Source organism: Parvibaculum sp. (assembly GCF_045863935.1).
GTDB lineage: Bacteria > Pseudomonadota > Alphaproteobacteria > Parvibaculales > Parvibaculaceae > Parvibaculum.
On the sequence record NZ_BTVP01000007.1, the window covers coordinates 41,244 to 67,800 of the forward strand.

Annotated in this window: 23 protein-coding genes and 1 tRNA gene; 15 read left to right on the forward strand and 9 right to left on the reverse strand. The window is 61.4% G+C overall.

Annotation, left to right across the window (positions count from 1 at the left end; all coding sequences use genetic code 11):
• The first annotated feature begins 46 nt into the window (after nt 1-46).
• Together ACKUUH_RS04610 and ACKUUH_RS04615 are read left to right on the forward strand one after the other, a co-directional pair.
• Nucleotides 47-307, forward strand: coding sequence for a hypothetical protein (locus ACKUUH_RS04610; RefSeq protein WP_407948690.1), 261 nt, complete (start codon nt 47-49; stop codon nt 305-307).
• A 104-nt stretch (nt 308-411) separates the two neighbouring features.
• Nucleotides 412-488, forward strand: a tRNA-Arg gene (locus ACKUUH_RS04615).
• A 46-nt stretch (nt 489-534) separates the two neighbouring features.
• Here ACKUUH_RS04615 and ACKUUH_RS04620 read toward each other — a convergent pair.
• On the reverse strand, nt 535-1,308 hold the full coding sequence (locus tag ACKUUH_RS04620) for a Crp/Fnr family transcriptional regulator (RefSeq protein ID WP_407948691.1): 774 nt from the start codon (nt 1,306-1,308) through the stop codon (nt 535-537).
• Nucleotides 1,309-1,643: 335 nt separating this feature from the next.
• Between ACKUUH_RS04620 and ACKUUH_RS04625 the strand changes: the two genes are divergently transcribed.
• The 9 genes from ACKUUH_RS04625 (at nt 1,644) to ACKUUH_RS04665 (ending at nt 12,610) form a co-directional block, all read left to right on the forward strand.
• Nucleotides 1,644-2,990: a protoglobin domain-containing protein gene (locus tag ACKUUH_RS04625; protein ID WP_407948692.1), complete on the forward strand. Its 1,347-nt coding sequence runs from the start codon at nt 1,644-1,646 to the stop codon at nt 2,988-2,990.
• 21 nt (nt 2,991-3,011) lie between these two features.
• Nucleotides 3,012-5,705 carry a PAS domain-containing sensor histidine kinase gene (locus tag ACKUUH_RS04630; protein ID WP_407948693.1) on the forward strand — a complete coding sequence of 898 codons (2,694 nt, stop codon included), beginning with the start codon at nt 3,012-3,014 and terminating at the stop codon, nt 5,703-5,705.
• 122 nt (nt 5,706-5,827) lie between these two features.
• On the forward strand, nt 5,828-8,758 hold the full coding sequence (locus ACKUUH_RS04635; protein ID WP_407948694.1) for a chemotaxis protein CheW: 2,931 nt from the start codon (nt 5,828-5,830) through the stop codon (nt 8,756-8,758).
• A complete protein-coding gene (locus ACKUUH_RS04640) occupies nt 8,755-9,249 on the forward strand; it encodes a chemotaxis protein CheW (protein ID WP_407948695.1) in 495 nt (164 codons plus the stop codon). Before ACKUUH_RS04635 ends, ACKUUH_RS04640 begins: the two co-directional genes overlap by 4 nt.
• Before the next feature lie 13 nt (nt 9,250-9,262).
• Nucleotides 9,263-9,649, forward strand: coding sequence for a response regulator (locus ACKUUH_RS04645; protein WP_407948696.1), 387 nt, complete (start codon nt 9,263-9,265; stop codon nt 9,647-9,649).
• Nucleotides 9,649-10,164, forward strand: coding sequence for a hypothetical protein (locus tag ACKUUH_RS04650; protein WP_407948697.1), 516 nt, complete (start codon nt 9,649-9,651; stop codon nt 10,162-10,164). The genes ACKUUH_RS04645 and ACKUUH_RS04650 overlap by 1 nt, the downstream gene beginning before the upstream one ends.
• Nucleotides 10,161-11,291, forward strand: a complete 1,131-nt coding sequence (locus ACKUUH_RS04655; RefSeq protein ID WP_407948698.1) for a chemotaxis response regulator protein-glutamate methylesterase — start codon at nt 10,161-10,163, stop codon at nt 11,289-11,291. Before ACKUUH_RS04650 ends, ACKUUH_RS04655 begins: the two co-directional genes overlap by 4 nt.
• Complete coding sequence (locus ACKUUH_RS04660; protein WP_407948699.1) at nt 11,288-12,106, forward strand: CheR family methyltransferase; 819 nt, start codon at nt 11,288-11,290, stop codon at nt 12,104-12,106. Before ACKUUH_RS04655 ends, ACKUUH_RS04660 begins: the two co-directional genes overlap by 4 nt.
• 150 nt (nt 12,107-12,256) lie before the next feature.
• Nucleotides 12,257-12,610: a YbaN family protein gene (locus ACKUUH_RS04665; RefSeq protein WP_407948700.1), complete on the forward strand. Its 354-nt coding sequence runs from the start codon at nt 12,257-12,259 to the stop codon at nt 12,608-12,610.
• 85 nt (nt 12,611-12,695) lie between these two features.
• Here ACKUUH_RS04665 and ACKUUH_RS04670 read toward each other — a convergent pair whose 3' ends face one another.
• The 4 genes from ACKUUH_RS04670 to ACKUUH_RS04685 all read right to left on the reverse strand — a co-directional run bounded on the left by ACKUUH_RS04670 (nt 12,696) and on the right by ACKUUH_RS04685 (nt 17,077).
• Complete coding sequence (locus tag ACKUUH_RS04670) at nt 12,696-14,099, reverse strand: aldehyde dehydrogenase family protein (protein WP_407948701.1); 1,404 nt, start codon at nt 14,097-14,099, stop codon at nt 12,696-12,698.
• A gap of 101 nt (nt 14,100-14,200) precedes the next feature.
• Nucleotides 14,201-14,614, reverse strand: coding sequence for a MerR family transcriptional regulator (locus ACKUUH_RS04675; RefSeq protein ID WP_407948702.1), 414 nt, complete (start codon nt 14,612-14,614; stop codon nt 14,201-14,203).
• Nucleotides 14,615-14,676: 62 nt separating this feature from the next.
• Nucleotides 14,677-15,921, reverse strand: a complete 1,245-nt coding sequence (locus tag ACKUUH_RS04680) for an acetyl-CoA C-acetyltransferase (protein WP_407948703.1) — start codon at nt 15,919-15,921, stop codon at nt 14,677-14,679.
• 49 nt (nt 15,922-15,970) lie between these two features.
• Nucleotides 15,971-17,077, reverse strand: a complete 1,107-nt coding sequence (locus ACKUUH_RS04685; RefSeq protein ID WP_407948704.1) for an NAD(P)-dependent alcohol dehydrogenase — start codon at nt 17,075-17,077, stop codon at nt 15,971-15,973.
• Between the two features lie 105 nt (nt 17,078-17,182).
• Here ACKUUH_RS04685 and ACKUUH_RS04690 point away from each other — a divergent pair, with 105 nt between their 5' ends.
• Nucleotides 17,183-17,833, forward strand: coding sequence for a TetR family transcriptional regulator (locus tag ACKUUH_RS04690; protein WP_407948705.1), 651 nt, complete (start codon nt 17,183-17,185; stop codon nt 17,831-17,833).
• A gap of 151 nt (nt 17,834-17,984) precedes the next feature.
• Here the strand turns inward: ACKUUH_RS04690 and ACKUUH_RS04695 are convergent, their stop codons facing one another.
• Together ACKUUH_RS04695 and ACKUUH_RS04700 are read right to left on the reverse strand one after the other, a co-directional pair.
• Nucleotides 17,985-19,982, reverse strand: coding sequence for a DUF1302 domain-containing protein (locus ACKUUH_RS04695; RefSeq protein WP_407948706.1), 1,998 nt, complete (start codon nt 19,980-19,982; stop codon nt 17,985-17,987).
• Between the two features lie 52 nt (nt 19,983-20,034).
• A complete protein-coding gene (locus tag ACKUUH_RS04700; protein ID WP_407948707.1) occupies nt 20,035-20,901 on the reverse strand; it encodes a hypothetical protein in 867 nt (288 codons plus the stop codon).
• 453 nt (nt 20,902-21,354) lie between these two features.
• Between ACKUUH_RS04700 and ACKUUH_RS04705 the strand changes: the two genes are divergently transcribed.
• Complete coding sequence (locus tag ACKUUH_RS04705) at nt 21,355-21,993, forward strand: hypothetical protein (RefSeq protein WP_407948708.1); 639 nt, start codon at nt 21,355-21,357, stop codon at nt 21,991-21,993.
• Between the two features lie 88 nt (nt 21,994-22,081).
• Here ACKUUH_RS04705 and ACKUUH_RS04710 read toward each other — a convergent pair whose 3' ends face one another.
• Together ACKUUH_RS04710 and ACKUUH_RS04715 are read right to left on the reverse strand one after the other, a co-directional pair.
• Nucleotides 22,082-22,981 (reverse strand): hypothetical protein, encoded by a 900-nt coding sequence (locus tag ACKUUH_RS04710; protein ID WP_407948709.1) that lies wholly within the window; start codon nt 22,979-22,981, stop codon nt 22,082-22,084.
• Between the two features lie 42 nt (nt 22,982-23,023).
• Entirely contained in the window at nt 23,024-24,088 is a 1,065-nt protein-coding gene (locus ACKUUH_RS04715) for an AraC family transcriptional regulator ligand-binding domain-containing protein (RefSeq protein ID WP_407948710.1), read from the reverse strand.
• A 120-nt stretch (nt 24,089-24,208) separates the two neighbouring features.
• Here ACKUUH_RS04715 and ACKUUH_RS04720 point away from each other — a divergent pair, with 120 nt between their 5' ends.
• Together ACKUUH_RS04720 and ACKUUH_RS04725 are read left to right on the forward strand one after the other, a co-directional pair.
• Nucleotides 24,209-25,057: a metal-dependent hydrolase gene (locus ACKUUH_RS04720; RefSeq protein WP_407948711.1), complete on the forward strand. Its 849-nt coding sequence runs from the start codon at nt 24,209-24,211 to the stop codon at nt 25,055-25,057.
• A 214-nt stretch (nt 25,058-25,271) separates the two neighbouring features.
• Nucleotides 25,272-26,501, forward strand: a complete 1,230-nt coding sequence (locus ACKUUH_RS04725) for a cytochrome P450 (RefSeq protein ID WP_407948712.1) — start codon at nt 25,272-25,274, stop codon at nt 26,499-26,501.
• Nucleotides 26,502-26,557 lie beyond the last annotated feature (56 nt).

Here is a 26,557-nt window from a genome sequence, read left to right on the forward strand (position 1 = left end):
TTGATCTCAAACTCGGGCTCAAACCAGCCAGGCACGGGCGCTCCGCATGAGATCGTCATCGAAGTCGAGGGGGAAGCCGCCGGGGCGCAAGGTCAGCCGCCGGGCGACGATCCTCGATCCGCAGGGGCAGTCGCATCTGATGGCGGTGGGCGCTCTTTACGGGCTGAAGCGGATCGCGGGGCTTGGCCCGGCACCCCTCGGGGCCGGCGCGGCGCTACTGGAGATCGAATTCACGATGGGCGGATTTGGCCACCTTGCCCCCAGCACCCGGCACCCGGCACGATTCGAACGTGTGACCTCTGCCTGAGGAGGCGGCGCGGCTCCATTTCGAGCCAAGGACCGGAGATTGTCAGGGCCGACGGTTTGTTCTACCTTGCGCCCGCTTCGCCGGACGGCCCTCGTCCGGCCCTGGCACCCGTAGCTCAGCTGGATAGAGCGCTGCCCTCCGAAGGCAGAGGTCACACGTTCGAATCGTGTCGGGTGCACCATTCCCCCATTTCACCGAAATCCATGCACACGCCACAAAAGGTGGCGTCAGGTCTCGTAGAACTCGTCAGCGACGGCCATCAGCGCGTCCATGTCGAGAATCGTGAGCTGTCCTGCCTTCGTCTGGAGGATGCGCGACTGCCGGAGACTTCGCATGACCCGGCTGACATGCACCTGGGTCAGGCCCAGCGCATCGGCAATGGTTTGCTGGCGGAGCGGAAAAGGGATCGTGGCGCCATCTGAGAGCCCCCTTGCCCTCAAGCGCCGTCGAAGGTCGAGGATGAGACGCGCGAGGCGTTGTTCCGCGTTGTGACGGCCGAGATCAATCAGTCGCGCATCGCTTGCCTCTCTGCTGGACAGGCAGATATCGATGAAGGTCCAGACAAGCGCCGTGTCCTCCTCCACGATTTCCTTGAGATGGGTAATGTCGAAGGCGCAGTACTCGACCGGGGTCACGCTTTGCACCGGCATGCGCACTTTATCGCGCATGACGAGCTCGCCGCCTGCTATGTCGCCCGGCAGCAAAATGGACAGAACCTGACGGCGTCCGTCCGATGTCATGGCCGAGCGAAGCGCCCAGCCTTGCCTGAGAATGATGATGCGCCCCGGTGCCTCGCCCGGTCTGAGAATGTGCTGGCGCGCGAGAACAGAACCAGACGTCTTGCGACGCCGCTTCGCATTCGGATTTGCGCCCATGACTGCGCCGCAAAAGCCGACATTCCGTAATACGCAGGTGTCGCAACCTTCCGATGAAGCGTCGATCTTCGTCCTGTCCTGTGCGCTGTCCTCCCCAAGCGGGGCGCCGCCGTCATCGCTACTCACGGGATACTCGCCGCCGGGTAGGCCCCGGCTTGTCAAAAGTCGTTTAATTGTCTCTCCCTGAGACAGTTATAGAGTCCTAACCAATTTTTCCAGACTAAACCTGACTAAAATCAGTTTTTTAACTTGCGTTATAAACACACTATATAAATATTCGTTATAATAAATCTTTTTCGACTACAATATTATTAACCATTTATTTCATGTCCACCCCTAATATTGATATTAATTGCTCCGAATCGGTGACAAAAAGTCGCAGTAATCGCTGACTTTATCTCCGCTTCAGGGCGGGAGAGCAGGACCCGGCAGGGCCGGGCCGTTGTTAAATGGGGGTCAGCATGACGAAAGACGACACATCGGCCGTGGACCGGGCATCTCGCCTGCGCTTCATGGAGGTATCCGACGAAACCGGGGCCGCGCTCCGCGATTTCTGGAAAGTTCTGGAGCCGCACCTGCCCCAGATACTCGACAGCTTCTATGCGCACATCGGCGCCGTGCCCGAGCTTTCCAAGCTCCTTGGCAGTCAGGCACCGCGCCTGAAGCAAGCCCAGGGGGCACACTGGGGGAGGCTTTTCTCGGGCACGTTCGACGACACCTATATGCAGAGTGTCCACACGATCGGCCTTACCCATAACCGCATCGGACTCGAGCCGCGCTGGTATATCGGCGGCTACAAGTTCGTGATGAACAGGCTGGTCGACATAGCAGTCAAGAAGTATCGCTGGACGCCGGGACAGCTTTCCCAGGTGCTTTGCGCGGTGAATACTGCCGTTTGTCTTGATATGGACCTTTCTATTTCCGCCTATCAGGACGCGATGGTCGAGGAACGGGCCGGCCGGCAGAGGACACTGGAATCGGCCATCTCCGATTTCGATGTCGCTGTGAACGAGATCATCAAGTCGGTTGCCTCGGCCTCAACCGAACTCCAAGCCTCCGCGCAGGCCATGTCCGTCACGGCGGAACAGACAAGTGCCAAGACGACGACCGTCGCGGCGGCTTCCGAGGAAGCTTCGACCAATGTGCAGACGGTCGCTTCGGCCAGCGAACAGCTTTCGAGTTCGATTACGGAAATCGGACGGCAGGCATCGCTCTCGACCAAAATCGCCGGGCAGGCCGTTCAAGAGGCACATCGTACCGATAGCAAGGTCCAGGGGCTTGCGGAAGCGGCGCAGAAGATCGGCGATGTGGTGACGCTCATCAACGATATCGCGGCGCAGACAAACCTGCTCGCGCTCAATGCGACCATCGAAGCGGCGCGCGCCGGCGAGGCCGGCAAGGGATTTGCCGTCGTCGCCTCCGAAGTGAAGAGCCTCGCCAACCAGACGGCCAAGGCAACCGAGGAAATCGCCGACCAGATCAAGACGATGCAGGCGGCAACGCAGGAGTCCGTCGACGCCATCAAGTCGATCGAGAAGACGATCACCGAGATGAATCAGATCGCGACCTCGATCGCCGCCGCGGTCGACGAACAGGACGCCGCGACCAACGAAATCGCGCGCAACGTGCAGGAGGCTGCGCGCGGCACGCAGGACGTATCATCGAACATCGTCGCGGTGGCGGAAGCCGCTGCCGAGACAGGATCGGCGGCCGCCGAGATTTCCGGCTCGTCCGACATTCTTGCCCGACAGGCCGAAACGCTTCGTCAGCAGGTCGACACGTTCCTCAGCCGCGCACGAGTGGCCTGAGAAACGGTTCGGGAGAAGAAAGTGAGCCGCCGTCCGTCTACCCTGCCCCGCCCGCCCGCAGTGTTCGTCTTCGATCCCGCGAGCAATCAGCTCGTTTCGAAGAATGCGAGTGCGGGCGAGCTCCTTGCGGTACTGGGCTGGGGCAACGACGAGATGCCGACACTGTCGACCGTCGAGCGTCTCCTCCTACAGGACAGCAAGGTCACTGTAGCGCCTCAAACGGTCGTGGACGGCGGCGAACGCAACTATGAACTGCGCAAGCGCTGCCGGCGGCCGGACAGCAGCGAGTTTACGCTCACACGGATATGGACACCTGGATCGAGCACCACTCTCATCGTGACCGACATCACGGCTTCGGTACAGGAGGAACGCCAGCTGCGATTTGCGCAGACGCTCATCGACCGGCTCATGAAATCCGACTCCCTTACCACCGCACTCGGGCGCATGCTGCATGCCGTCCTGCTTTATAGCGGATGGCGACAGGGGGCGGCCTGGATCGTAAAGGAGGAAGGACTTTCGCTGCGGAAAACACTCGTTCGCAGCGGAACGGAGATCGGCCCGGCGGAAAAATCCGGCGCCGAGCGAGAGCTGGCCGAAAGATGTTGGCAGAGCGGCGAGACTGAGACTCACCACGACAAGACAAGCGGCACGATCGCTATCGCACTCAAGGCGAATGGTGACGTCATCGCTGTACTTACCTTCGCGACCCTGAGAATGCAGCCTCGCGACAAGCTTACGCTCGAAGTGCTTGGCCGGATCGCAGACCATGTCGGTATGGCGCTCAAGTGCCGCATCAACGCGGAGGAAACGGCGAGTGCGCGGCGACAACTCGACGAACTTCTGGATGCCGCCGGCGACGCCATCGTCGCGATGGACCGCGAGCGCGTTATCCGCATTTTCAACAAACGCGCCGAAGCGATCTTCGGATACAGCGCCGAAGAAATTATCGGCAAGAAAATGGACGTCCTTCTGCCGCAAAGCGTGAGGGCACGGCATCGTACACATGTAGCGCGCTTCACGCGCGGCGACACGCCAACGAAGCTCATGGGCCATCGGCCAGAAGTCAAGGGCCGACGCAAAGATGGGTCCGAGTTTCCAGCCGAGGCTTCCATCTCGCGCATCACGATCGACGGCGAGATGATCTTCACGGCTGTCGTGCGAGACCTCACAGTGCTCCGTCGGGCCGAAGAGACACTGCGCGCACGCGAACTTCAGATGCGCATGGTGATCGAGACGATGCCTTTCGGCATCGCGGTCGCGCTGCGAACCACGGGCGAAATTTTGTTCGTCAACAGCGCTTTCGGTGCCCTGGTGGATGCGGACCGCAGGAAATTGTCAGGCCGTCACATCGCCGAATTTGCCGGTGCAGCGCTCAGCGCGCGCCTGCTGGCAGGGGAAGGTGCGGACAGCCGCCTGGACGGCATTGAGGCGCCATTCACCACGGAAGCGGGAGACGATATCTGGTGCATGGTTTCCGCAGTGGCAATGAGCATGGGCGGAGAACAGCTAACGCTGATCGGATGCTACGATGTGACAGACCGGTATCGCGCCGAGGAAGCACTGCGCAGAAGCGCTGCCAATCTCGCTGCAGCGGAGCGCATCGCCCATCTGGGAAACTGGCAGCTCAACGTCAGCACCATGGAGATTTCCTGTTCCGACGCGGCCCTCCGTATTCTCGGGGGCAATTCAGAGGACGGGAAGACCACATTGCAGCGTGTCTTGGGACAGGTGCATCCCGCCGATGAACCCCTCTTGCGCCTTGCGGCGCGCACCGCTATCGAGCAAGGGACGCCGTTCCGCATAACGCATCGCATCTCAACTCCGACCGGCGAAATGCGGTACGTTCGCTGCGAAGCGGAGGCGATCCGCGGACGCAACGGTGAGATCGAGCAGGTGATCGGCACCGTGCTCGACATCACGGATTTGCAGAAGGTGACCGAGGAGTTGCGGACCGCACGCAACAAGGCCGAATATGCGAACCATGCAAAGTCCCAGTTTCTAGCCAATATGAGCCACGAACTGCGGACGCCTCTCAATGCCATCATCGGCTTTTCAGAGCTCATGGCCACCGACGTCATGGGCCCGATGGAGACGGCGCAGTACCAAGCCTATGCAAAGGATATTCACGATAGCGGCCTGCATCTCCTTGCCGTCGTGAACGACATTCTCGATCTCAGCAGGATTGAGGTCGGGGTGACGGAGCTTGAGGAGGCGGAAATAGATATCGAGGATATCTATCACTTCTGCAAAAGAACTGTGGAAGGCAGGGCCAAGGCGGCAAAGTTGGCGCTCATCCAGCAATCGGCACCGAACCTTCCGAAACTCAAGGCAGACTTGAGGCTTACGCGGCAAATTCTGCTCAACCTTCTTTCCAATGCCGTCAAGTTCACGCCAGCCGGCGGCACCGTCTGCCTGGGTGCGGAAATTGCGGCAGACGGCGCACTGGTTCTTTCCGTCGAGGATACGGGGATCGGCATTGCGGCGGAAAACATCGAACGCGTCACCGAGCCTTTCATGCAGGTGGAGAGCCATCTCTCCCGCCGTTTCGACGGTGTGGGCCTGGGCCTCGCACTCACAAAACAATTTGCCGAGCTACACGGTGCCAAGTTTTCGATTATGAGCGCCGAAGGCAAGGGAACGCGCGTTGAAGTCGCCTTCCCCGCATCACGAACGCTGACGACCGATGAGCCGCGCCTGTCGGCAGTTGGCATGTAGTCCCAGTCGTCGTGCCTCAAAGTATTTATAAAGTAATAATAATAATATTCTACGTATTTACCAACAATTAGTCTCAATTCACTAGCCTGTTTTCAAATAAATGTGGAAATGGGTTAGTCGACATGGACGATCTTCTCAAGGATTTTCTCGCTGAGACCTGCGAGGCGCTTGATGTGCTGGACAGCGAAATCGTCGAGCTGGAGCAGCGGCCCGGCGATCCCGCGCTTCTCGGCAGCATCTTCCGCGTCATGCACACCATCAAAGGCACATGCGGCTTCCTGGGGCTTCCCCGGCTTGAAGCCGTGGCGCACGCGGCGGAGGACGTGCTTGGCCGCGTCCGCGACGGCGAACTTGCGGTCTCTCACGACGTGATATCGCAGGTGCTGGTGGCGCTCGACCGCATCAAGGAACTCGTCGCCTCTCTCAGCAAGACGGGCAGCGAGCCCGCGGGCGAGGATCGCGAGGTCATCGACGCGTTGAGACGCATCGCGAGCGGCGAGGCAAACGCTCCGGCCAGCACCCCCACCCCCGAAAAGAAGGGAACGATGTTCGAGCGTGCCGGCACGGCATCGGGCATCGACACCGCCTGCGAACTTGCCTGCGCGGGCTTCGCGGCGAAGTCCGCCGAAGGAGCCGCGCTGGAACCTGAACTTCTGAAGCTGCAATTCGCGCTTACCAAGGGCTTCGAGGTGGCGCTCCAGAAGACACCGGGGATCGATGTTGCGGACGTACTGACCTGCCTTGCCGACAATGGCTGGACCGACGAAGACATCTCCCTCCTCGAAGCGGAAATCGGGCAGGGCTTCCGGTCCCTCGGCGTGGAGGAAGAGGACGTTGCCGCGTTGCTCGCGCTGCTCCATCGCGGCGCGCAGGATGCTCCTCAGGCCGCGCCAGCGCTGCAGGCGGAGAAAGAGCCCGTGGCAGCGGCACCGGCTGCAACAAGTCCCAGTGCCGAGAAGCACGATGCGGCGGCACAGGGACAGACGCAGACCTTGCGGGTCAACATCAATGTTCTCGAAGACCTGATGACGCTGGTGAGCGAACTCGTACTGACGCGCAACCAGCTCCTCCAGATCATGCGCAGCCATGGCGACAGCCCCTTTGCGGCGCCGTTGCAGCGGCTGAACCAGGTAACGACCGAGCTGCAGGAAAGCGTGATGATGACGCGCATGCAGCCGATCGGGAACGCCTGGGGCAAGCTGCCCCGCCTGGTGCGCGATCTCTCGCAGGAAGTCGGCAAGAAGATCGAGCTTGCGATGACGGGTGCCGATACGGAACTCGACCGGCAGGTTCTGGAGTCGATCCGCGATCCGCTCACGCATATGGTCCGGAACTCCGCCGATCACGGAATCGAGATGGCAGCCGACCGGCTCGCCGCGGGGAAACCCGAGCATGGCACGATCGAACTTTCGGCCCGGCATGAAGGCGGGCACATCGTTGTCGTGGTTGCCGACGATGGACGAGGCCTGCCGACCGCGCGGATCAGAGAGAAAGTGCTGACAAACGGGCTCGCGACGGAGGCCCAGCTCGAGGGCATGAGCGAACAGCAGATTCAGCAGTTCATTTTCAGGCCCGGATTTTCGACGGCGGCCGCCGTGACCAGCGTATCGGGCCGCGGCGTGGGCATGGACGTCGTTCGGAACAACATCGAGAAGATTGGCGGGATCATCGAGTTTCAGTCGACAGAAGGTGTCGGCTCCCGCTTCACCATCAAGATTCCGCTGACGCTCGCAATCGTCTCGGCGCTCATCGTCGAATGCGAGGGTGAGCGCTTTGCCCTGCCGCAGAACAGCGTTGTGGAACTGGTCCGGATCAATCGCGCCGCGAGCAAAGGGCTCGAGAACATCAATGGACACCCCGTTTACCGCTTGCGCGACCGGTTGCTGCCGCTCGTCTCGCTGAGCGAGATCCTCGGATTGCCCGAGCCGGAGATCAAATCTCCCATAGACGCGGGCGAGGCCGACAGCATGTATGTTGTCGTGTCGCAGGTGGGCGCCTTCGTCTTCGGCATCATTGTCGACAAGGTTTTCGACACCGAGGAAATCGTCGTCAAGCCGGTTTCGCGCTGCATGCGTCACATCTCGTGCTTCTCGGGCACGACAATTCTCGGGGACGGGCGTGTGATCATGATTCTCGATCCCAACGGCCTTGCCTCGGCGGTCTCCGCGTCGCCGCATGCCGAAGCGGCCGCCCTCGCCGGCAGTGCCGGACGCGGCTCGCGCAGGGATGAGGCCGTTTCGATGCTGGTCTTCGAAGCGCGCGACGGCGGCCCGAAGGCCGTGCCGCTGTCTCTCGTCGCACGCCTTGAAGAAACGGATCTCGCAACCGCCGAGAAGGCGGGTTCGCTCACCGTGCTGCAATATCGCGGCGGTCTGATGCCGCTCATCGACCTCGACGGCAACCCGGCGGAACGCAAAGGCAAGCGGCCGATCCTCGTGTTTGTCGATGGGCAACGCATGCTCGGTCTCGTGGTCGACAGAGTGGTCGATATCGTGGATGCGCCGCTCGACCTGCAGCTCTCGGGCGGCGGACGGCCCGGCACTCTCGGCAGCGCGATCATCGCGGGGGCCGCAACCGACATCGTCGATACGGTTCACTATCTGCGCCAGAGCGACACCAACTGGTTCGAGGTCAAGACCGAGAGCCCCTTCGGGGCGGATAGCGAACGAAACGTGCTGCTCGTCGAAGACAGTGCCTTCTTCCGCAATCTCCTCATCCCCATGCTCACGGTCGCCGGCTACTCGGTGACTGTCGCGGAGCACGCGGAGGCCGCCATTTCGCTCTGCAAGGAAGGAGGCAACTTCGACGTCATCGTTTCCGATATCGAGATGCCAGGCCTTTCCGGGTTCGACCTCGTGCGCCAGCTCCGTGCCGACGAGAGGATGAGCGCCGTGCCCATCGTCGCTCTCTCCTCCCACGCCAACCCGAAAGACATTGCACGCGGAAGGGAGGCTGGCTTCACCGACTATGTGACGAAGCTCGACCCCACGGCGCTGCTAAACGTTCTCTCTCGCGCGCACACCGAAGAGAATCGCAAGGAGGACGCAGCATGAACACCGCTCTTCACAGGACAGCATCGACCGGCGCCGTGGAAGCGACGACCGAGGATTATGTGACGATGATTATCGGCGGCCAGAGTTTCGGCATTCCTGTGCTGAACGTCCGAGACGTACTCAGCCCGCAGATCATCACCCGTATTCCGCTGGCTGCGCCGGAGATCGCCGGATCTCTCAATCTTCGGGGCCGGATCGTAACGGCAATCAATATGCGAACCCGCCTCGGGCTGCCCTCGGAGGGCTTCGTTGAACGGGCCATGGCTGTCGTTGTCGAACATGACGACGAGCCATTCAGCCTCCTGGTCGACGAGGTCGGCGAGGTCTTGAGCGTCCCACTGCGACGACGCGAGAGCGTACCTGCCACGCTTGATGAGCGCTGGCGCGAGGTTTCCCAGGGAATCTATCGCCTTGATGACCGGCTGCTGCTGGTCTTGAGCGTCACAAGCGTGCTCGGAGCGATTTGCACCGCGCCAGTGCATTTAGCGTAACGGAGGAACAACAATGGCCGTCGACATGAAAATGCCGATCCTGATCGTGGACGACTACAAGACGATGCTACGGATCGTGAGGAACCTGCTGAGCAAGCTCGGTTTCTCCGACATAGACGAGGCAACCGACGGGACGGACGCGCTGGAGAAGCTCAAGGGCCGCCGCTACGGGCTCATCATCTCGGACTGGAACATGCAGCCGATGACGGGCTACGAACTGCTCCAGAAGGTGCGTGCCAACGACAGCACAAAGTCGTTGCCGTTCGTGATGGTGACCGCGGAATCGAAAGTCGAGAACGTCATCGCAGCGCGCAAGGCCGGCGTCAACAACTACATCATCAAGCCGTTCAGCGCTGAAGTTCTGAAGGCGAAGCTCAAGACGGTGCTGGGGGATTTCTGATGGCGGGCAAAGGGAAACTCGATCTGGTCGAGCGCCTGACCAACGAATGCATCGATGTGTGCCAGGCGGTACTTCGCGGGCGGAAGTACCTTGCGCCGCTTCTCGATCCCTCCTTTCGCGCGCACAAGCTGCAGCGCGCTCTCAACGAGCAAAAAGCCGCTGTCGGCGAAATGGAGATGGCGGTCGACCGCATCATGACGGCAGTGGAGAAGATGTCCGAGATCGATTTCGCCGACAGCGGCGATGCCGCACGGCGCGTGGCCGAATGTTGCGACGAGATTGTGGAAGCCTGCTGCTTCCAGGACATAACCGGCCAACGCATGTCTCAGGTGAATGAGGCACTGAGTGCCATTGAGGACACACTTACCTTTCTGTCGGACGGCCCCGCCGAAGCCGCTCGTCCGGAGGACCAGACACTGCTTAACGGTCCAGCGCTGCCCGGCGGCGGCATGGAGCAGGATGCCGTGGACAGAATTCTCGCGGACGACAAGGGAAAGCAAGAAGCACAGGGATGAGTAAAGATTCAGTCGTAAGTCGCAGCTTGAAGCCGCAGCATCCATGCCGGGTGATGGTCGTGGACGATTCCGCCGTTGCCCGGGGGATCGTTACCAGAACGTTACAGGAGGAGACAGGCATCAAAGTCGTTGCCTCAGTATCCAACGGCCTGATGGCGCTGAAGGCGATCGAAAAACAGGAAATCGATATCGTCATTCTCGATATCGAAATGCCGGAACTCGACGGGCTCGCAGCGCTTCCCCGCTTGCTGGAAATGCAGCCGGATCTGAAAGTGATCATGGTTTCGTCTGCCAGCCAGCGCGACGCCGACATATCGCTAAAGACGATGGCCATGGGCGCCGCAGATTATGTCGCGAAGCCGAAGGCGGGACTCGGTGGCGCAGACAGTTTTCGCACCGAACTCCTGAGCAAGGTCAGGGCGCATAGCGCTTGCGTCTCGGAAGCGCCGAGGAAGAAGTCCGAGACAGCGCAACCTCGACTGGAGGCGAAGGTTCCAGTCAAATCGCCTGCAACAATCACACGAGCCGCGCGCAAGCTCTCCCGCCCCGCCGCGATCGCCATTGGCTCCTCGACCGGCGGCCCGCAGGCGCTTGCGGAAGTGCTCAAGGACATCGACCCCGTCCTCAGACAGCCCATTCTCGTGACACAGCACATGCCCGCAACTTTCACGGCGCTCCTCGCCGAGCATATGACGCGCTACTCAGGCCGCCTTGCGGCCGAGGCGCGGGACGGCGAGCCGCTTGAGGAAGGGCGTATCTACATTGCACCGGGCGGCAAGCACATGCTGGTGGAACCGCGAGCGGCCGGCGGCGTAATCCTCCGCCTCGACGACGGACCGCCCGAGAATTCGTGCAAGCCTGCCGTCGATCCCATGCTCCGAAGCCTCGCCCGGCATTTCAAGGAACGGCTGCTTGCCGTGATCCTGACGGGAATGGGAAGTGACGGATTGAAGGGAGGGCAAGTCGTACTCGAAGAAGGCGGACGCGTGCTTGCACAGGACCGCGAGAGCAGTGTCGTTTGGGGGATGCCGGGCGCTGTGGCGCAGGCAGGCATCTGCGAAGAAATCCTGCCCCTGCGGCAGATAGGACCGGCGATCTTGCGGATCGCCACGGGAGAAGGAAAATGAACAATCTCGAATTCGACTATCTGAAGCAGGTTCTCTACGAACGGTCCGGCCTCGTCGTCACGCCGGAGAAGGGATACCTCATAGAGAGCCGCCTTGCGCCGCTTGCCCGGCACAGCGGGCTGGATAGCGTCGGTCTATTCATCGAAAAAGCGCGGCGGACGCGCGACGAGGTGATGCTGAAGCAGATCGTCGACGCGATGACAACCAATGAAACGCTCTTCTTCCGCGATGCCTGGCCTTTCGAGCGCCTGCGCAAGAGCCTTCTGCCCGACGTCATGGCGATGGCGAAAACGTCGCGCCGGATCAAGATATGGAGTGCGGCATGCTCGAGCGGACAGGAGCCCTATTCTCTTGCCATGACGATGGCTGAAATGGGTACCGCGCTGGCCGGGTGGACAATCGAAATCCTCGCCACTGACATCTCGGAGGCCATGCTTGCCAGGGCGCAGGAGGGCCGCTACTCGCTCTTTGAGGTTTCGCGCGGGCTTCCCGATTCCATGCTGGAAAAGTACTTCAAGCCTGACGGTAACGGATTCCGGGTGAAGGACAGCCTGAGAGAGATGATCGAGTTCCGGCACTACAACCTGCTGGAGGAACCTTCCACAAGCGGAATCGGCCCCGTCGACATCATCTTCTGCCGCAACGTTCTCATCTACTTCGACGAGGCGACGCGGAAGCGCGTCTTCACGGGGCTCGCCAAAGTCCTGCGCCCGTGGGGCTATCTTTGCCTCGGCGGTGCAGAAACGGTGGTGGGCATTTCCGATGCGTTTCGCGTTCTTCCGGGGGAGCGAGGCCTTTTCGGCCTCGCCAAATAGATGCCAGAGCGCGGCGCCATGCGCGGCAGATCGTCCCCCGGTCAACCGGTGGAATATTCCGCGTTGCGCCAGCTTTCAAAGGCCGCTTTATTGCAGAGACCCGCTCCCGGTATCCGCAGCTTGGCCGGAAAGGACGCGGCGGAGAATCCATTGTCCAGAACGCTTTATCAAATTGGCGGATTTCTCGCGCTCGGACTGGGCGGGGTCGGCATCGTGCTTCCGCTTCTGCCAACGGTCCCCTTTCTCATCCTGGCTGCCTATTGTTTTGCCCGCAGCGACGAGACGCTCGAGCGGTGGCTTGTCGAGCATCCGACTTTCGGCAGTCACATCCGATCGTGGCGCGAACGGGGGGCCATCTCCCGAAAGGGAAAGCGCGCGGCCCTGGCCGCCTTCGCCGCAAGCGCCCTCATCGCGCTGCTTTTCGTATCCCTGCCCTATTCTCTGATGCCACTGGCGGCCGCACTTATCGGCGGGACATGGATATGGACACGTCCCGACGCGTAAACCCGAACTTCCACGCCGCGCGTAGCAAAAAAAGGCCGCCTCCCGTTCCGGGAGACGGCCTCCAGTTTAGCAATGAACGCGACGATTATTTCGCCATATTGATGATCTTGAGTTGCGTGAACTCGGCGAGACCTTCCTCGCCAAGTTCGGTGCCGAGGCCGGAGAAGCGCGCGCCGCCGAAGGGGATGTTCGGCGCGAGATCGGCATGCTTGTTGACCCAGACCGTGCCGGATTCAAGCTTTGTCGCAAGGTCGTAGGCCTTCTGCGGATCGGACGACCAGATGGAACCGCCAAGACCGTAAGGCGAGGCATTGGCGCGGGCGACGGCATCTTCCGGGTCGGAATACTTGATGACCGGGAGAACGGGACCGAACTGCTCTTCGTCGACGAGGCGCGTGCCATCCGTTATGTCGCGAACGATGGTCGGCCGGATGAAATAACCAGTCTGTTCCGGCGTATCGCCACCGGCGATGACCTTTCCCGTCTTCTTTGCGTCGTCGATAAGCTCCTTCACTTTTTCGAACTGCATCTTGTTCTGGAGCGGCCCAAGCTGCGTGCCCTGCTTCAGGCCGTCGCCGACGATTGTGTTGTTCGCGATGTTCGCGAGCTCATCGCACATTTCGTCGTAGATCGACTCATGCACATAAAGCCGCTTCATGGCGATGCAGACCTGGCCCGAATTCTGGAACGCGCTCTGGAAGAGTTGCGGCGCGGTCTCTTTCGGGTTGACGTCGCCGAGAACGATGCCCGCATCATTGCCGCCGAGTTCAAGCGTGATGCGTTTCAGAAGACCGGCGGCACCGGCCATGACCTTCTGACCGGTCGCAGTCGAACCGGTGAAAGAAATCTTGCGAACGTCGGGATGCGCCGTAAGCGCCGCCCCGAGGTCGTTCTCGTCGGCAATGACATTCACAACACCTGCGGGCAGGATGTCTTTTATGAGCTCGCCGAGCTTCAGCGACGTGAGCGGCGTCGTCGGTGCAGGCTTCAGCACCACCGTGTTTCCCGCGAGCAGAGCCGGCGGCAGTTTGAACGCCATGAGAATCATCGGGAAATTCCAGGGAACGATCGCCCCGATGACACCAAGGGGGCGGCGATGCGCCTCGACCTTCTTGCCTTCGCTGTCCTCGATGATCTTTACCGGCAGGTCGAGCATAGTGAAGTAACGGAAGAAAGCGGCCGTGCCGTAGACTTCTCCCGTCGCATCGCCGATCGGCTTTCCCTGCTCCTGGGTCAGAAGACGCGCGAGATCCTGAGCATTGGCCTCAATGACATCGGCGATCGCACTGAGCGCCTTCTTGCGCTCGGCAATCGGTGTCGCGCTCCAGGCGGGAAAGGCGGCTTTCGCCGCTGCGACCGCTTCATTCAACTGCGTTTCGGAGGCGCGGGGGCAGGAAGCGACGGGCTCCTCCGTCGCCGGGTTGAGAACGTCGGAGACCCTTGCTCCGGCGACGAGCTTGCCATTGATGAGGAGTTTGTATTCGCTCATCCCTTGTTTCTCCCTGTGAGCTCCGTTGGCCGGAGCATTTCATAAATCACACCGGACGCAGTCTAACCTCACCCGGCAAGCTTGGCGATTCCGTGCCGGCTTCAGTGTGTGCCGGTCCGAAGCGCCTGCTCCTCGCGGTGCGGATGCGAGGCGAAGATCGTGTGGCTGTCAAATTGCCGGCAGGCGTCCTCCAGACGTTCGATCTGGTGATCTACCTGGGCGCGCTGCTCCTTTGCGGCGGCCAGACGCTTCTTGAAGAAGGACACTGCCAGGCGGTTCTGCTCCTCGATGTCCTTGCCGTTCCGGTAGAGATCGAGAATTTGACGAATTTCGTAGAGCGTCAAACCGACGTCACGCCCGCGAAGAATGAGTTGAAGGCGAGCGCGGTCGCGCTTCGAATAGAGCCGCGTCTGCCCCTTCCGCTCAGGTTCGATCAGGCCCTTTTCCTCATAAAAACGCAGCGTGCGATGCGTGATGCCGAATTCATTGGCCAAGTCGGTGATCGTGTAAGTCATTTCAGAAGAAACCTCCGAAAAGTGAGCGGAGGCCGTGGCGCACCGCGGCCTCCGGTTCCCGGTTACTGCAAGCTTTCGACGATGATGGCTGGCGCCATGCCGCCGGCGGCGCACATGGTGACAAGGCCGTAGCGCTTGCCGCGACGTTCCAGCTCGTCGATCAGGGTACCGATGAGGATTGAGCCGGTGGCGCCGATCGGGTGACCGAGCGCGCAGGCGCCGCCGTTGACGTTCACCTTGTCGCGGTCGAGCTTCAGATCGCGGATGAACTTCTCGGCGACGACGGCAAACGCCTCATTGATCTCCCAGAGATCGATATCGTTCGCCGTGAGGCCGGCCTTGGCGAGCACCTTCTTTGCAGCGGGCACAGGCGCGTTGAGCATGAGGGTCGGGCAGTCACCCATATTGGCCGTCGCCACGATGCGGGCACGCGGCTTCAGACCGTTTTTCTCCGCATATTTCTTCGAGGCCAGCAGGATCGCCGCGGCGCCGTCCACGACACCCGACGAATTGCCGGCGTGGTGGATGTGGTTGAACTCCTTGAGCTGCGGATATCTCTGGCGGATGAGGTCGCCATAGGTTGTTCCTTCGGCATCGACCGGGATGTCCACCCAGGCTGCGAAAGTGGCCTTCAGGTTACCGAGGCCCTCGAGGGTCGTCTCCGGACGCGGAAACTCCTCATGATCGAGAGCGACAGAACCGTCATCATTGTAGACGGTGACAAGCGACTTGTTGAAGCGACCTTCAGCAATCGCTTTTGCCGCACGCTGCTGGGACGTGAGGGCGAGTTCGTCGACTGCCTTGCGGTCGATGCCTTCCATCGTCGCGATCGCATCGGCGCAGACGCCCTGCTGGGACTGCGGATGCTGCTTGCGAAGATGGAGATTGCCGGCATCCATCATCGGCGGGCTCTTCAGATCGGCGGTTGCGGCGGTGTAGCTCATCATCTCGGTGCCGCCCGCAATGACGAGGTCTTCCATGCCGGACATGATCTGCGCAGCACCGAGGTTCACCGTGGTGATGCCCGAACCGCAGAAGCGGTCGAGCGTAACGCCCGATGCCTTGATGTCGTAGCCTGCGTCGAGAGCGGCCATGCGTCCCATGTCACCGCCCTGCGCACCGCGCTGCGAAGACGTACCCCAGAGAACGTCGTCAACCTCGGCCGTGTTGAGATTGTTACGCTCGGCAATCGCGGCCAGCACAGTGCGAGCCAGATGCTGCGGGTGAAGGTGCGCGAGCGATCCCTTGCCTACCTTGCCGATACCACGCGGTGTACGGCAGGCGTCGATGATATATGCGTCAGACATTCAAGTTTCTTCCTGTTCGCTATCTTGTTTGTATTTCTGGTCTTCGATTTTACTGCTGACCCGTGGTGAGTACGACTTTCACGCATTTACCGGCGTGCTGATCGGCCACGGCCTGATTGATTTTCTCCAACGGGTAGGTTTTTACCAGCCGGTCGGAGGGAAGTTTTTCCTCCCGGTACAGCTCGATCATCCTTGGAATGAAAACATCGGGGTCGCTGTCGCCTTCGATGATTCCCTTGATGGTGTGGCCGAAAGTGACGACCGACATGAGATCGCCGGGCACGGGCGTGCCGGGCGGTGCTATGCCGACAATGCCGAACGTGCCATGTGGGCCGAGGCAAGCCATGGTCGCCTGCAAAAGGTCTGGGATGCTGGTCGTATCGAATGCGTAATCGACGCCGGCAGGAAGGATCGCACGCACTGCGGCAGCGAGGTCCTTTGCTTCGGCAGGGTCGAGCGCGTGTGTCGCGCCGAGTTCGAGCGCGAGCTTGCGGCGCTCTTCATGCGGCTCCAGCACGATGATTGTGCCGCAGTTTTGTATGACCGCGCCCATGACGGCCGAGAGCCCGACGGCCCCGCCGCCCAGAATGAGAACCGAGGATCCCTTTTCGCAGGCAAGCGAATTCATGATGCCGCCTGCGCCTGTCTGGATACCGCAACCGAGCGGCCCTGCGAGTTCGAGCGGGAAGTCCTCCGGGACTTTCACGACATTGCGCTCATAAGTGATGCAGTGGGTCGCAAAGGACGACTGACCGAAGAAGTTGCTCGCGATGTCCTCGCCGGCGGCATGCAGCGCCTTGGTACCGTCTGTGCGCATTCCTGCATAGTTGAGCATGGGCATGGTGTGGCAGTAGGCCGGCAAGCCTTGCTTGCAACGCACGCACTCGCCGCAGGAGCGAAAGGTAATCGCCACACGGTCACCCGGCGCGACCTTCTTCACCGCGCTTCCGACCTTCTCGACGATGCCCGATCCCTCATGGCCGAAAACCGCGGGCGGCGCGATAGTCGAAGTCGCCTTGAAGACAAGATCGGTGTGGCAAAGGCCGACGCCGATCACGCGGACGAGAATTTCGTCATCGCGCGGTTCATCGATATCCAGCTCCTCAATGCTGAAGCCAGCCTCGGGCGCACGCGCGACGGCAGCCGTCACCTTCATTCTCCGCCTCCCTGATCCCCTTCATTGCGGGCATATTTTAATGGCGCATTTAAAATTTTAAATCTACATTTAAATTGAAATCGAGACGGAATCAAGGAGGCGCCTGTGGGGGCTCAGGAAAAGGGGAAGGCGCGAGCCGCTCCCCAGCGGCCGGCGGCGCGGGAACTGCTCCTCGAGGCGGCAAGCGCCGTCATGAGCGAGCGGCAGACGATCGACGTGCCGCTCAGCGATATTGCCGCCCACGCGGAAGTGAATGTTGCGCTGGTAAGCTACTATTTCGGCGGCAAAGACGGCCTCCTGCTCGCGCTTGCGAAGCGGGATGCTGCAAAGGCCCTGGACGAGCTTGACCGGCTCCTTTCGCTTAACATCAGCCCCGCCGAGAAGCTCCGGCGTCACCTCGCCGGCGTCATCCGAACTTTCTTCCGCTATCCCTATCTCTACCGCCTGCTGGCGGCGCTGATGCGCGACAGCTCGGAAGAGAATGCCCGTGAGATCACGACTTTCTTTGCCGAGCCGCTCGCGCGAACGGCAAAGGAGGTGATGGAAGCGGGCATCGCCGACGGCACCATCCGCCCGGTCGATCCCGATCTCTTTTACATGGCGGCTCTGGGAGCTTGCGAACAGATATTCGCCAACCGCTCCATCCTGAAGTTCGTGCATGGAGTCGAGGAAATCGACGAAGCCCTGCAACGCCGCTACGCCGACGTCGTGCTCGAAGTGCTGATGCACGGGTATCTTGCACCGCGCGAAAACTGACGTTGGAAAAATGTCAACGACCCGCCCCCGGTTTCCCGGGAACGGGCCGCGACGCGAGGCCAGGCTGTTGGCCTCAGGCAGAGAGTGGCCTCTCTCTCGGTTCGACTGTATTTCCCGCGGTCAGTTAGCAGCCGCCGGATCGGAAATACCGCTAGAACGTGTAGGACGCAGTCAAGCTGACGAAGTCCTTGTCGAAAGAGCCGTTGCGGTATTTGGCACCGAAGTTGTTGGTGTAGTCGACCGACAGCCGGTACGTGTCGAGATAGCTGGCGGTGACGCCGAGGGTGACGGCCTTCTTGCCTTCGACGAAGCCGGGGCCGATGGGACCGGCCGAATAGCCGCTGACGTCATGGCTCCAGACCACCATCGGGCTGAGCGTGACGGGCGAGCCGAAGGCCGAGTGATAATCCATCATCGCCAGCATGCGATAACCCCAAGAGAAGGTACTCGCGTAAAGCGGCGAGATGCTGCAGGTGCCGCCCTTGTTGCAATTGTCGCCGAAGGTGGCGGCGTTGCCGGGGTTGGGATGCGTTTCGCCCGAACGCGGAATGGCGAAGCGATTACCGCTGGCATCCGGCAGATACTGGAAGCCGACATTGCCGACGAGGATCAGGAGATCGCCGCCAAGCCGGCTCACGATCGGGTCCGACGGCGTCAGCGTGCTCAGCGTATAGAGCTGGCCGTGCAGCGCTTCCGTGTAGCGGTAACCGGGGATGACGGCGCCGAACGGCACGGGCTCGCCATCGTAGTAGGAGGCCTCGCCCGGTCCCGGCGTGTAGCCGAAATTCTCGATGTCCACACCCTGGATTTCGTTCGTGTCGAGCTGGAACGGCATGTCCGGGTAATAGGCGAGTTCGCCGGAGAGCGCCGTCGCGTCGCCGAGGACGGGGATCGTCGTGTTGAAGCTCGCGCCAAACATCTTGATATCTTCGGGATACTGAACGATCAGGTTCTTGTTGGCGCCCGCGGCTTCCGCGAATATGCCTTGGCCGTAGGAGACGGGACGGCCGTTGTCGTCCAGAAGGGCGGGGGCCGCATCGGTACAACCCGAACCCGAAAGCGAACCGGGAACGGCAGGATTACAGAACAACTGCAACACGGCGGTCGTCACGGTCGGCGTCGATGCCGTCAGCGTGCCGAAGGGCAGCTTGCTGTGGAAGTTGACATAGTAGGCGGACAGTTCCGTGCCCTTGTTCAGCCAGTCCGCATAGTAGCGCAGCGCGAAACCGAACTGGCCCTGATCGCGCGGCCGGTCGTCCGGACCGCGCGGCACGAAGGCCACAGGGGAATAGCTCGTGCCATTGCCGAAATTGTAGACTTCTCCGCCCGACACCGCGTATCGGCAACCGCCGACGGCCGCATCACTGGGCGAGAAGAAGCTGCCGCAAGCCGGCAGGACGGACTTCTCCCACTCGAAGACATATTGCGCTTCGAAAGTGAGGTTGGCCGGGAGCCCGACGCTGGCGAAAATCGAATTCTGCGGCAGGAAGACTTCTTTCAGTTCGACGCCGGGACGGACCAGTGCCGATACGTCGAGCGGGAGATAGGATGAGACACCACCCGGAATGAAGAGACTTTCACCCCAGTTGACCGCCTGGCGACCGATACGGATCGTCGTCGGCATATCGGCAATCAGGAAGTTGCCATAGGCGAAGGCGTCGAGAAGATCGAACGAGCGGCCCTGAAGATTGAGCGCATCGTCGCCGCGGAACTGGTCGTCAAGCTCGCGGCGCTGCGGATAACCGGCGGCGACGGGACCATATTTGCCATCGCCGTGACCGAGTACCTTGTCGCCGACATAGTCGTAGAATGCCTTGGCGCGAACGAAGAAGCCAAGATTGTCCCACTTCGCGTCCGCTTCCGAGATGATCTTGACCGGCGCGGAGATGAACTCCCACTGCTCGACATTGACGTTGCCGTCGTCGGCATTCTGGTCGTAGTCCGTGCCCCCCGACGCAATGCATCCGCCATTGAAGACGGAGATGAACTCGCAACCCTGTTTCGACACGCGCATGCTGGCGGAGGCGGAGACGGTGGTCGTGAGCTGGATGTCGACACTGCCGGCCTTGATCTCGGCGGCATTGGCAATCGCCGGTATGGCAAGGGACATAGCCAGCGGAACCAGCAGACGCATTACCCGAAACTTCATGTTCTCATTCCTCCCTGATCCCAATTTTCGCCCGCGCCCCTCAACGCGACAATTACGGCAGCACCCCGACAAGGATGTCGTTGACCCTCTCCAATGGAAGCGTGCTGTCGACAATGCCGAGGCCCGCGCCGAACACCACCGGGAAGACGATGTCGTAAGCGGTGGTGCCGTTCGGCAGCAGCGGCGTGGCAAGCAACGGAACGGCAAGCTCCGTTACCGGCACGAGGACCGGCTCGAGCTGCGCGAGCGGAAGTGCCGGCAGTTCGACGCCGGGCACGGGACCGCTCCCTTCACCACCGACGCCGAGCAGGCCGAGGATGACCGGGCTCAGCACCGGCGAGAGATCGCCCAACTGATCCGTGCTCGATGTCGCTTGCGCACCGGTGATGACGTCCGCGACGAGATCGCCGACGGGGGCAAGCGGCGCGCTGCCGGACGGCGCGATGTCGCCACGCGGGCCGTCGTTTCCGCCGGTGAGAAGATTGGAGACCAGGCCGCCCTCGGTGCCGAGAAGCATGCCCGCGATGTCTTGGCCGAAGATATCCTCGCCGAGGCCGCCTTCACCGGAGACGCCGAGCGAGGGCACCTGCGATTCGATCTGTGCGAGACCGTCCGTCAGCGGCGCAAGAGCGTCTTCCGGAACGAGACCACCCGCGGGCACGTTGCCGACAAGCATGCCGTCCGGACCGCCACCCAGCGTGGTGCCGATCAGGCCGCCATCGCCGAGAAGCGGCGAGACGACGTCGACGCCGAGCAGTTCCTCCGAGGCGCCTCCCTCGCCGGAAACGCCCAGCTGCATACCGCCGAGCGCCATGGCGGTGGGCGCGAAATCGGGGCTTGTGGCAGTGGGCGAGTCGCCCCCCGAACTGCATCCGGCGAGGAAGCCCGCCGCACAAAGCGCAATGATGGATGATCTCATGACAACGTCCTCCCGTGTGAACTTGCGTAGCAAATTCATCGGCAGAGACGGTGTAGAGAAATGTGGCGATATGTTTGGGGGTGGAGACAGGATGCGTGTTTATCCGTATACGAATATATGCCGTCGGAGAACGCACCGCATGTAGTGCGCATGGCATTCTTGTGTGAGTGTAATTCTTTGTAAATCCGATGGACTCCGGCTGCGTGCCGTTGCAACGATCAGGAAATCGCACTTCCGCCGCGGAGGGCCGGATTATCGCCGCTTTCCCAGCTGTCATTTCGATCATGAAGGTTCTTCTCGATCTCGATGCAGCATCCCTCACCCCGGGAAATCGCCGAAGGATTCGCGCAAATCCGCGAAGGAAGAAGGCGCCCGCTTTCGCGATGAGAGCGGGCGCCGCTTTTCGAAGGTCAGGGTGGTGGGGCCTTCCCTTGCCCGTTACCGGGAGGCACCGTGAAGAGAAAGCCGGTTGAGTCAGCTTCGCTGAGCGATATCCGCGAGGACACGATCGTCCTTACAGGATCGATGTCGCTCGTAGCGACCGCTCTTTTCGGGGATTCCGGCCGACTGATGAAATTTCTTCAATCGAGCATACCGGCAAGCGCAGTTGCAGCGGACAAGCGCTACCGGCAATGGGTATTCGTCCTGAGCAAAGCGGAGCCCATGCGTCTCGCGCAACGGGTGGCGGAACAACGTATGAAGGCGGATGACGAGCCTTCAGCTTTGGTCTTTCCCAAACGGCTGCCGTCGTGGCGCGCCCATCTGCGCGGCGACAGGGCCTATCTCATGCACCTCGACCTCGTTCCGCAGGTGCTCGACGCTCTCAATGAGCCCGGCACCATGCGGCTCATCAAGGATCCTTCCCTTCGGTTCGATGTCGGCATCCCGTGGGAAGTGACGCTCGAGCGCGGTGTGGAAATGCGGGCTATCTGGCGCGATGCCCATGCGAGAACGACGCGCGCGGTGGGCCTCGTACGGAACGGGACCGGGTGGCATATCGAGGAGGACGAGCAACCGGAGACGGGCGCTGCAGATTGCTGCAACGGCGGCCCCGATGCCTGGCTGGGGCATTTCCTGCGCGAAGCAGACTAGCGACGGGACACGCCAACAGAAAAGAGGCGGGATCGAAATCCCGCCTCCGCACATCGTCATGCCGGAAATGTCCGACGGTTTCGTACGCTCAGGGAGCGCTGGGAAGAGGCAGGCCGCCTTCGGGCACGAGGCCGCCCAATGCGCCGGTTTCGCCACCAGAGAGCAAGGTCGACACCACCGGCACAGGCTCGATCGCGGAGCCAAGCGGATCGGAACCCGAAAGGTCGGCAAGCAGTCCGCCGTCACCCGTGACACCAAGACCTCCGGCGCCGCCAAGAAGATCCGTTACAGGCGCGAGCGGGTCATCACCGCCACCGCCCGGAAGCCCGGGCAATTCGCCGCCGGCGAGACCACCCAGAAGATCCGTTACGGGCGCAAGCGGGTCATCGCCGCCGTCACCGCCGGGCAGACCGCCGCCAAGGAGATCAGTGAGCGGAGCAAGCGGATCGCCGCCGTCGCCCCCCGGAAGACCCGGAAGGGCACCTTCCGGAACCAGTGCGCCAAGTGCGCCCTCCTCACCGCCCGCAAGAAGCGCCGGGACAGTACCTGTCTCACCGAGCAGCATACCCGTCAAATCCTGGCCCAGCAGATCCTCGCCGAGACCGCCTTCGCCGGAGGCGCCGAGCGCCGGAAGCTGCTCGGTGACCGTGCCGAGAGGCACCTGACCGAGCGCATCGGTGACCGGCGCCAAACCTGACGCAAGCGGCTCAAGAGCCGAGACGAGCTCTTCGGGCAGCTGGCCGCCAACGGCTCCTTCGCCACCGCCGCCCAGGACACCCTCCGTGCCCAGAAGCGGGTCCGTCAATTCTGAAAGCCCGAGCGCCTCCGTAACGCCGCCTTCGCCGGTCACGCCCAAAGCCGTCACCGTGGACGGCGTACCGCCGCCTCCGCCACCGCCGCCCAAAGCGGACGAACCGTCGGAGGAACAGGCCGCTGCAACAAGCATCGCACTTATCGCAACGGCCGCCTTCAATGTGTTTCCATTCATCAGCCTAATCCTCTCCTCGCGTGGGACTGGAGAGAGCCTAGGTCACACATAGGTTTTATGGTGTGGAAGCATGTGCGATTGCGTGCGCGTTTGTTGGCAGCGTACGGAATGGTCAGCGCGCTGACCGAGTGTGCCATTCTGACCTTCTATCCGGGCACGGAAGTCCTTGGGCGAGCAGCCGTTCCATTTGCGAAAGGCGCGACGAAAATTGGCGACATCGTCGAAGCCGAGAAGCGAGGCAACGTCGGCAACCGTGAGCGGCGTCTCGCGCAGATATTCGCGCGCCAGATAGCTCCGTACGTCGTCGACGATAGCCCGATAGGAAGAGCGCTCTGCATCAAGGCGGCGACGCAATGTTCTTTCGCTCATGTTGAGACGCCGCGCGGCCTCGTCCATTCCCGGGAACCGGCCGCGCGCGCCGAGAATCATGCGCCGCACTTCGCCACCCAGACCGCTCGCCGCATTCATGTCGCGCAATAGCCGTTCGCACTGTCTGCGATACATATCCGCAACCGGAATTTCGGCGGCAGAAAGCGGCTGATCTATGCGCGCGTTCGGGCCAATGAAGCGGTTGACGCGATGACCGAAAGAGACGCGAACACCAAAGTAGCGGCTATAGGCCTCCTCTGGCATCTGTGGCAGATAGGCGAGTTCGACCCTGCATTCCTCCGGGAGCGGCCCGATCAACTGACGCAAGGCAGCGAGGACGCCGGCGAAAAACAGCTCCACCATGAAATTCGGCGCGCCCTTGACTTCGAAGGGCGGCTCGAAAGTCAGGACAGCTTTATCTCCGGTGAAGGCGAGCTGAATGCATCCCTGCGCGCCATGCAGGGGGCTATACTGGATCATCAATCCGGCCGCCTGACGGAGGCTTCGGCTACTCAGTATGGCGTGCCCCAGAAGCCCGTGTGTACCCAAGTGCATGCTGGAGCCCAGACGCAGGGCGATCGTTGGCTCCTGCGTCAACGCCACGAGGTTCTCCGACATCTCGCGGAATTCATCTTCCGACACCGCACCTGTACGCGGTACGGGGAAGAGCGCGGGATCGTGGTTCAGATCACGCAGTACGGCGGAAACAATCTCGACATAACCGGGCTCTATGCGCATTGCGTGTCCGAATCTGACCCCCAGCTTGGCCGAACATGACCTCCTGCCTGCGGAGAAATTCCCTATCTAAGGCGTCATCGAACGCTGACGGAGCGTTTCCTTCGCAAAGGCAGGATCAAGATGCACAACTCTTCCCTCTCCCGCACGCCACAAAATGTCGAAATTGTGCCTCGGAACCGGCAATTCAACATCGAGGAAGTGCTGGCAACGAACTGGCATAGCAATGACGCATTCAAAACAGCGTTTTTCGACGCGATGTCCATTCTCTTTCCCCTCGGCGAACAATTCTTCATCGATAGCGTGAAAGAGTTTCGTGAAAAGATCGAGGATCCGGAACTTCAACGCCGGGTTCGCGGCTTCATGGCTCAGGAGTCCATCCACCGTCGCGAGCACCAGCGCTACAACGAAATCCTCTGTCGCGCGCGGGGTGTCCCACTCAAGAAGATGGAAGCCGTCGTAGAGCGCCGGCAGGAGTTCGCGCGCACCCACCTCCGGCCGATCCAGAGACTGAGCGCCACCGTTGCGCTCGAACATCTGACGGCAATACTTGCCGACGCCACCTTCCGCAATCCGGAGGGGCTGGAGGGAGCCCACCCGGAAATGAAGGCTCTGTGGCATTGGCATGCCCTTGAAGAGACGGAGCACAAATCCGTTGCCTTTGATGTTTTCGTCGCGGTCGACGGATCGACCTGGCGCAGGCGCCTGTCCATGGCTCTCGTGACGCTCGAATTCACGCAGCACGTCATCCGGAACATGCGGCTTCTTCTGCGTGACTATGAAGGATCGCGCATGAAGCTCTGGTTTGGCGGATTGAAGTTTCTCTTCGGCGCCAAAGGCGCTCTTCGCGGGTTGCTGCGGCCCTACCTCGATTTCTACAAGAAAGACTTCCATCCCTGGGACCACGACAACCGGGAACTCGTTTCCTCCGTGATGTCCGAGTTCGGCGGCGGCGCCGTCAACCCGATCTGACCGAACGCCCAGAGGGAGGCAAGAGACGATGGCGATGCGGGCCGAAGCAGTGGAGGCCATATACGGGCCTGGCGTCATTCCGGCCCGGCCCGTGCCTCCCAAGGCGCCGCCGGGTCTCTTCGCCACGCTTACGAAGCCCCATCTCCTCGCCAACCTCATCGCTTCCTTTCCGGAGTACTGGTATGAGGTACGCCATTGCGACTTCCGTGTCGGTTTGTCGCGCAGCGGACGGGGCATTGTCATCAACGACCCGGAAGCCCTGAGGCGGATTCTGGTCACGGACGCCGAGAATTTCCCCAAAGAGGAGAATCAGCTCGCCATCCTGAAACCTCTCCTCGGCAATGGCCTCCTGACGGCTGAGGGTGGGACATGGCGGCGCAACCGCAAGCTTGCCGCCCCCATCTTCCAACACTCAAGCGTGCGTGACTTCGCGCCGCTCTTCGTGCGCGCCGCCGAAAGGTCGGCGCGCCGCACGCTCGAACGCCAGGGTGTCTACCGGATCGACCAGGAGATGACGAAGCTTACACTGGAGATCATTGGCGAAGCGGTGCTTAGCGCAGACCTTGATGACAGCATCGATGACATCTCTCACACGGTCACCGCTGTACTGGACAAATTTCCGGCGATGTTCCTCGCTTCCGCCTACCTCCCGTCGAAGCTCCGCAACCGGTTCATCGAATCGATCGTTCAACCCGGCCGCAAAAAACTCGACCTGTTTGCACGCGCCATCATCGAGGAGGCGAAAGAGGCGGGAAGCGAGACAACGCTGATGCACCGGTTGATGTCGGCCTCGCAGCACGAGGAAGGCCACGCCATGAGCCTGGACGAGGTGCGCGACGAGGTTGCGACCTTTCTGCTTGCCGGCCACGAGACGACCGCCACGACCCTTTCCTGGGCATGGTATCTGCTCACCCTCTACCCGGAATGGCAGGATCGGCTCTATGAAGAAGTTCACAGCGTGACGGGAGGCAGACGCCTCACGGCGGACGATGTTCCTTCGCTTCCGCTGACGCGAGCCGTCATCGACGAAACGTTGCGGCTTTACCCGGTTGTTCCGAACCTGCTGCGGCGGGCCGTCACATCGATCGAGGTGGCCCCGGGCATCAAGGTCCGAAAGGGCGACACCGTGCTCATGTCGCCATGGGTAGTGCACCGTCACAAGCGATACTGGCGGGATCCGGAGTTGTTTGACCCCATGCGGTTTACAGGCGAAGAGGCCGCAGGACGGCCCCGGCAACTCTACATGCCGTTCGGCGGCGGGCCACGCATCTGCATCGGCATGAGCTTCGCCATCATGGAAGCAGTTCTCATCCTCGGCACCTATGTACAACGCGCGCGGATCAAGATCCTGAATGCGGCCAAGGTAATGCCGCAGGCGCGGATCGTTCTCCGGCCGAATGTTCCGCTGGAAGCAGTTGTTTCTCCTCGGAGAATCGATGCCTAGCGCTGACGCCTCGCCCAAAGCTGCACGACATCACTCGACAAAAGGCGACAACACTA

Excerpts from the sequence above, each read along its gene's own strand:
- ACKUUH_RS04610 (WP_407948690.1), top strand. The coding sequence starts at position 47 with ATGAGATCGTCATCGAAGTCGAGGGGGAAGCCGCCGGGGCGCAAGGTC.
- ACKUUH_RS04625 (WP_407948692.1), top strand. The coding sequence starts at position 1,644 with ATGACGAAAGACGACACATCGGCCGTGGACCGGGCATCTCGCCTGCGC.
- ACKUUH_RS04635 (WP_407948694.1), top strand. The coding sequence starts at position 5,828 with ATGGACGATCTTCTCAAGGATTTTCTCGCTGAGACCTGCGAGGCGCTT.
- ACKUUH_RS04640 (WP_407948695.1), top strand. The coding sequence starts at position 8,755 with ATGAACACCGCTCTTCACAGGACAGCATCGACCGGCGCCGTGGAAGCG.
- ACKUUH_RS04645 (WP_407948696.1), top strand. The coding sequence starts at position 9,263 with ATGGCCGTCGACATGAAAATGCCGATCCTGATCGTGGACGACTACAAG.
- ACKUUH_RS04650 (WP_407948697.1), top strand. The coding sequence starts at position 9,649 with ATGGCGGGCAAAGGGAAACTCGATCTGGTCGAGCGCCTGACCAACGAA.
- ACKUUH_RS04655 (WP_407948698.1), top strand. The coding sequence starts at position 10,161 with ATGAGTAAAGATTCAGTCGTAAGTCGCAGCTTGAAGCCGCAGCATCCA.
- ACKUUH_RS04660 (WP_407948699.1), top strand. The coding sequence starts at position 11,288 with ATGAACAATCTCGAATTCGACTATCTGAAGCAGGTTCTCTACGAACGG.
- ACKUUH_RS04670 (WP_407948701.1), bottom strand. The coding sequence starts at position 14,099 with ATGAGCGAATACAAACTCCTCATCAATGGCAAGCTCGTCGCCGGAGCA.
- ACKUUH_RS04675 (WP_407948702.1), bottom strand. The coding sequence starts at position 14,614 with ATGACTTACACGATCACCGACTTGGCCAATGAATTCGGCATCACGCAT.
- ACKUUH_RS04680 (WP_407948703.1), bottom strand. The coding sequence starts at position 15,921 with ATGTCTGACGCATATATCATCGACGCCTGCCGTACACCGCGTGGTATC.
- ACKUUH_RS04685 (WP_407948704.1), bottom strand. The coding sequence starts at position 17,077 with ATGAAGGTGACGGCTGCCGTCGCGCGTGCGCCCGAGGCTGGCTTCAGC.
- ACKUUH_RS04695 (WP_407948706.1), bottom strand. The coding sequence starts at position 19,982 with ATGAAGTTTCGGGTAATGCGTCTGCTGGTTCCGCTGGCTATGTCCCTT.
- ACKUUH_RS04700 (WP_407948707.1), bottom strand. The coding sequence starts at position 20,901 with ATGAGATCATCCATCATTGCGCTTTGTGCGGCGGGCTTCCTCGCCGGA.
- ACKUUH_RS04710 (WP_407948709.1), bottom strand. The coding sequence starts at position 22,981 with ATGAATGGAAACACATTGAAGGCGGCCGTTGCGATAAGTGCGATGCTT.
- ACKUUH_RS04715 (WP_407948710.1), bottom strand. The coding sequence starts at position 24,088 with ATGCGCATAGAGCCCGGTTATGTCGAGATTGTTTCCGCCGTACTGCGT.
- ACKUUH_RS04720 (WP_407948711.1), top strand. The coding sequence starts at position 24,209 with ATGCACAACTCTTCCCTCTCCCGCACGCCACAAAATGTCGAAATTGTG.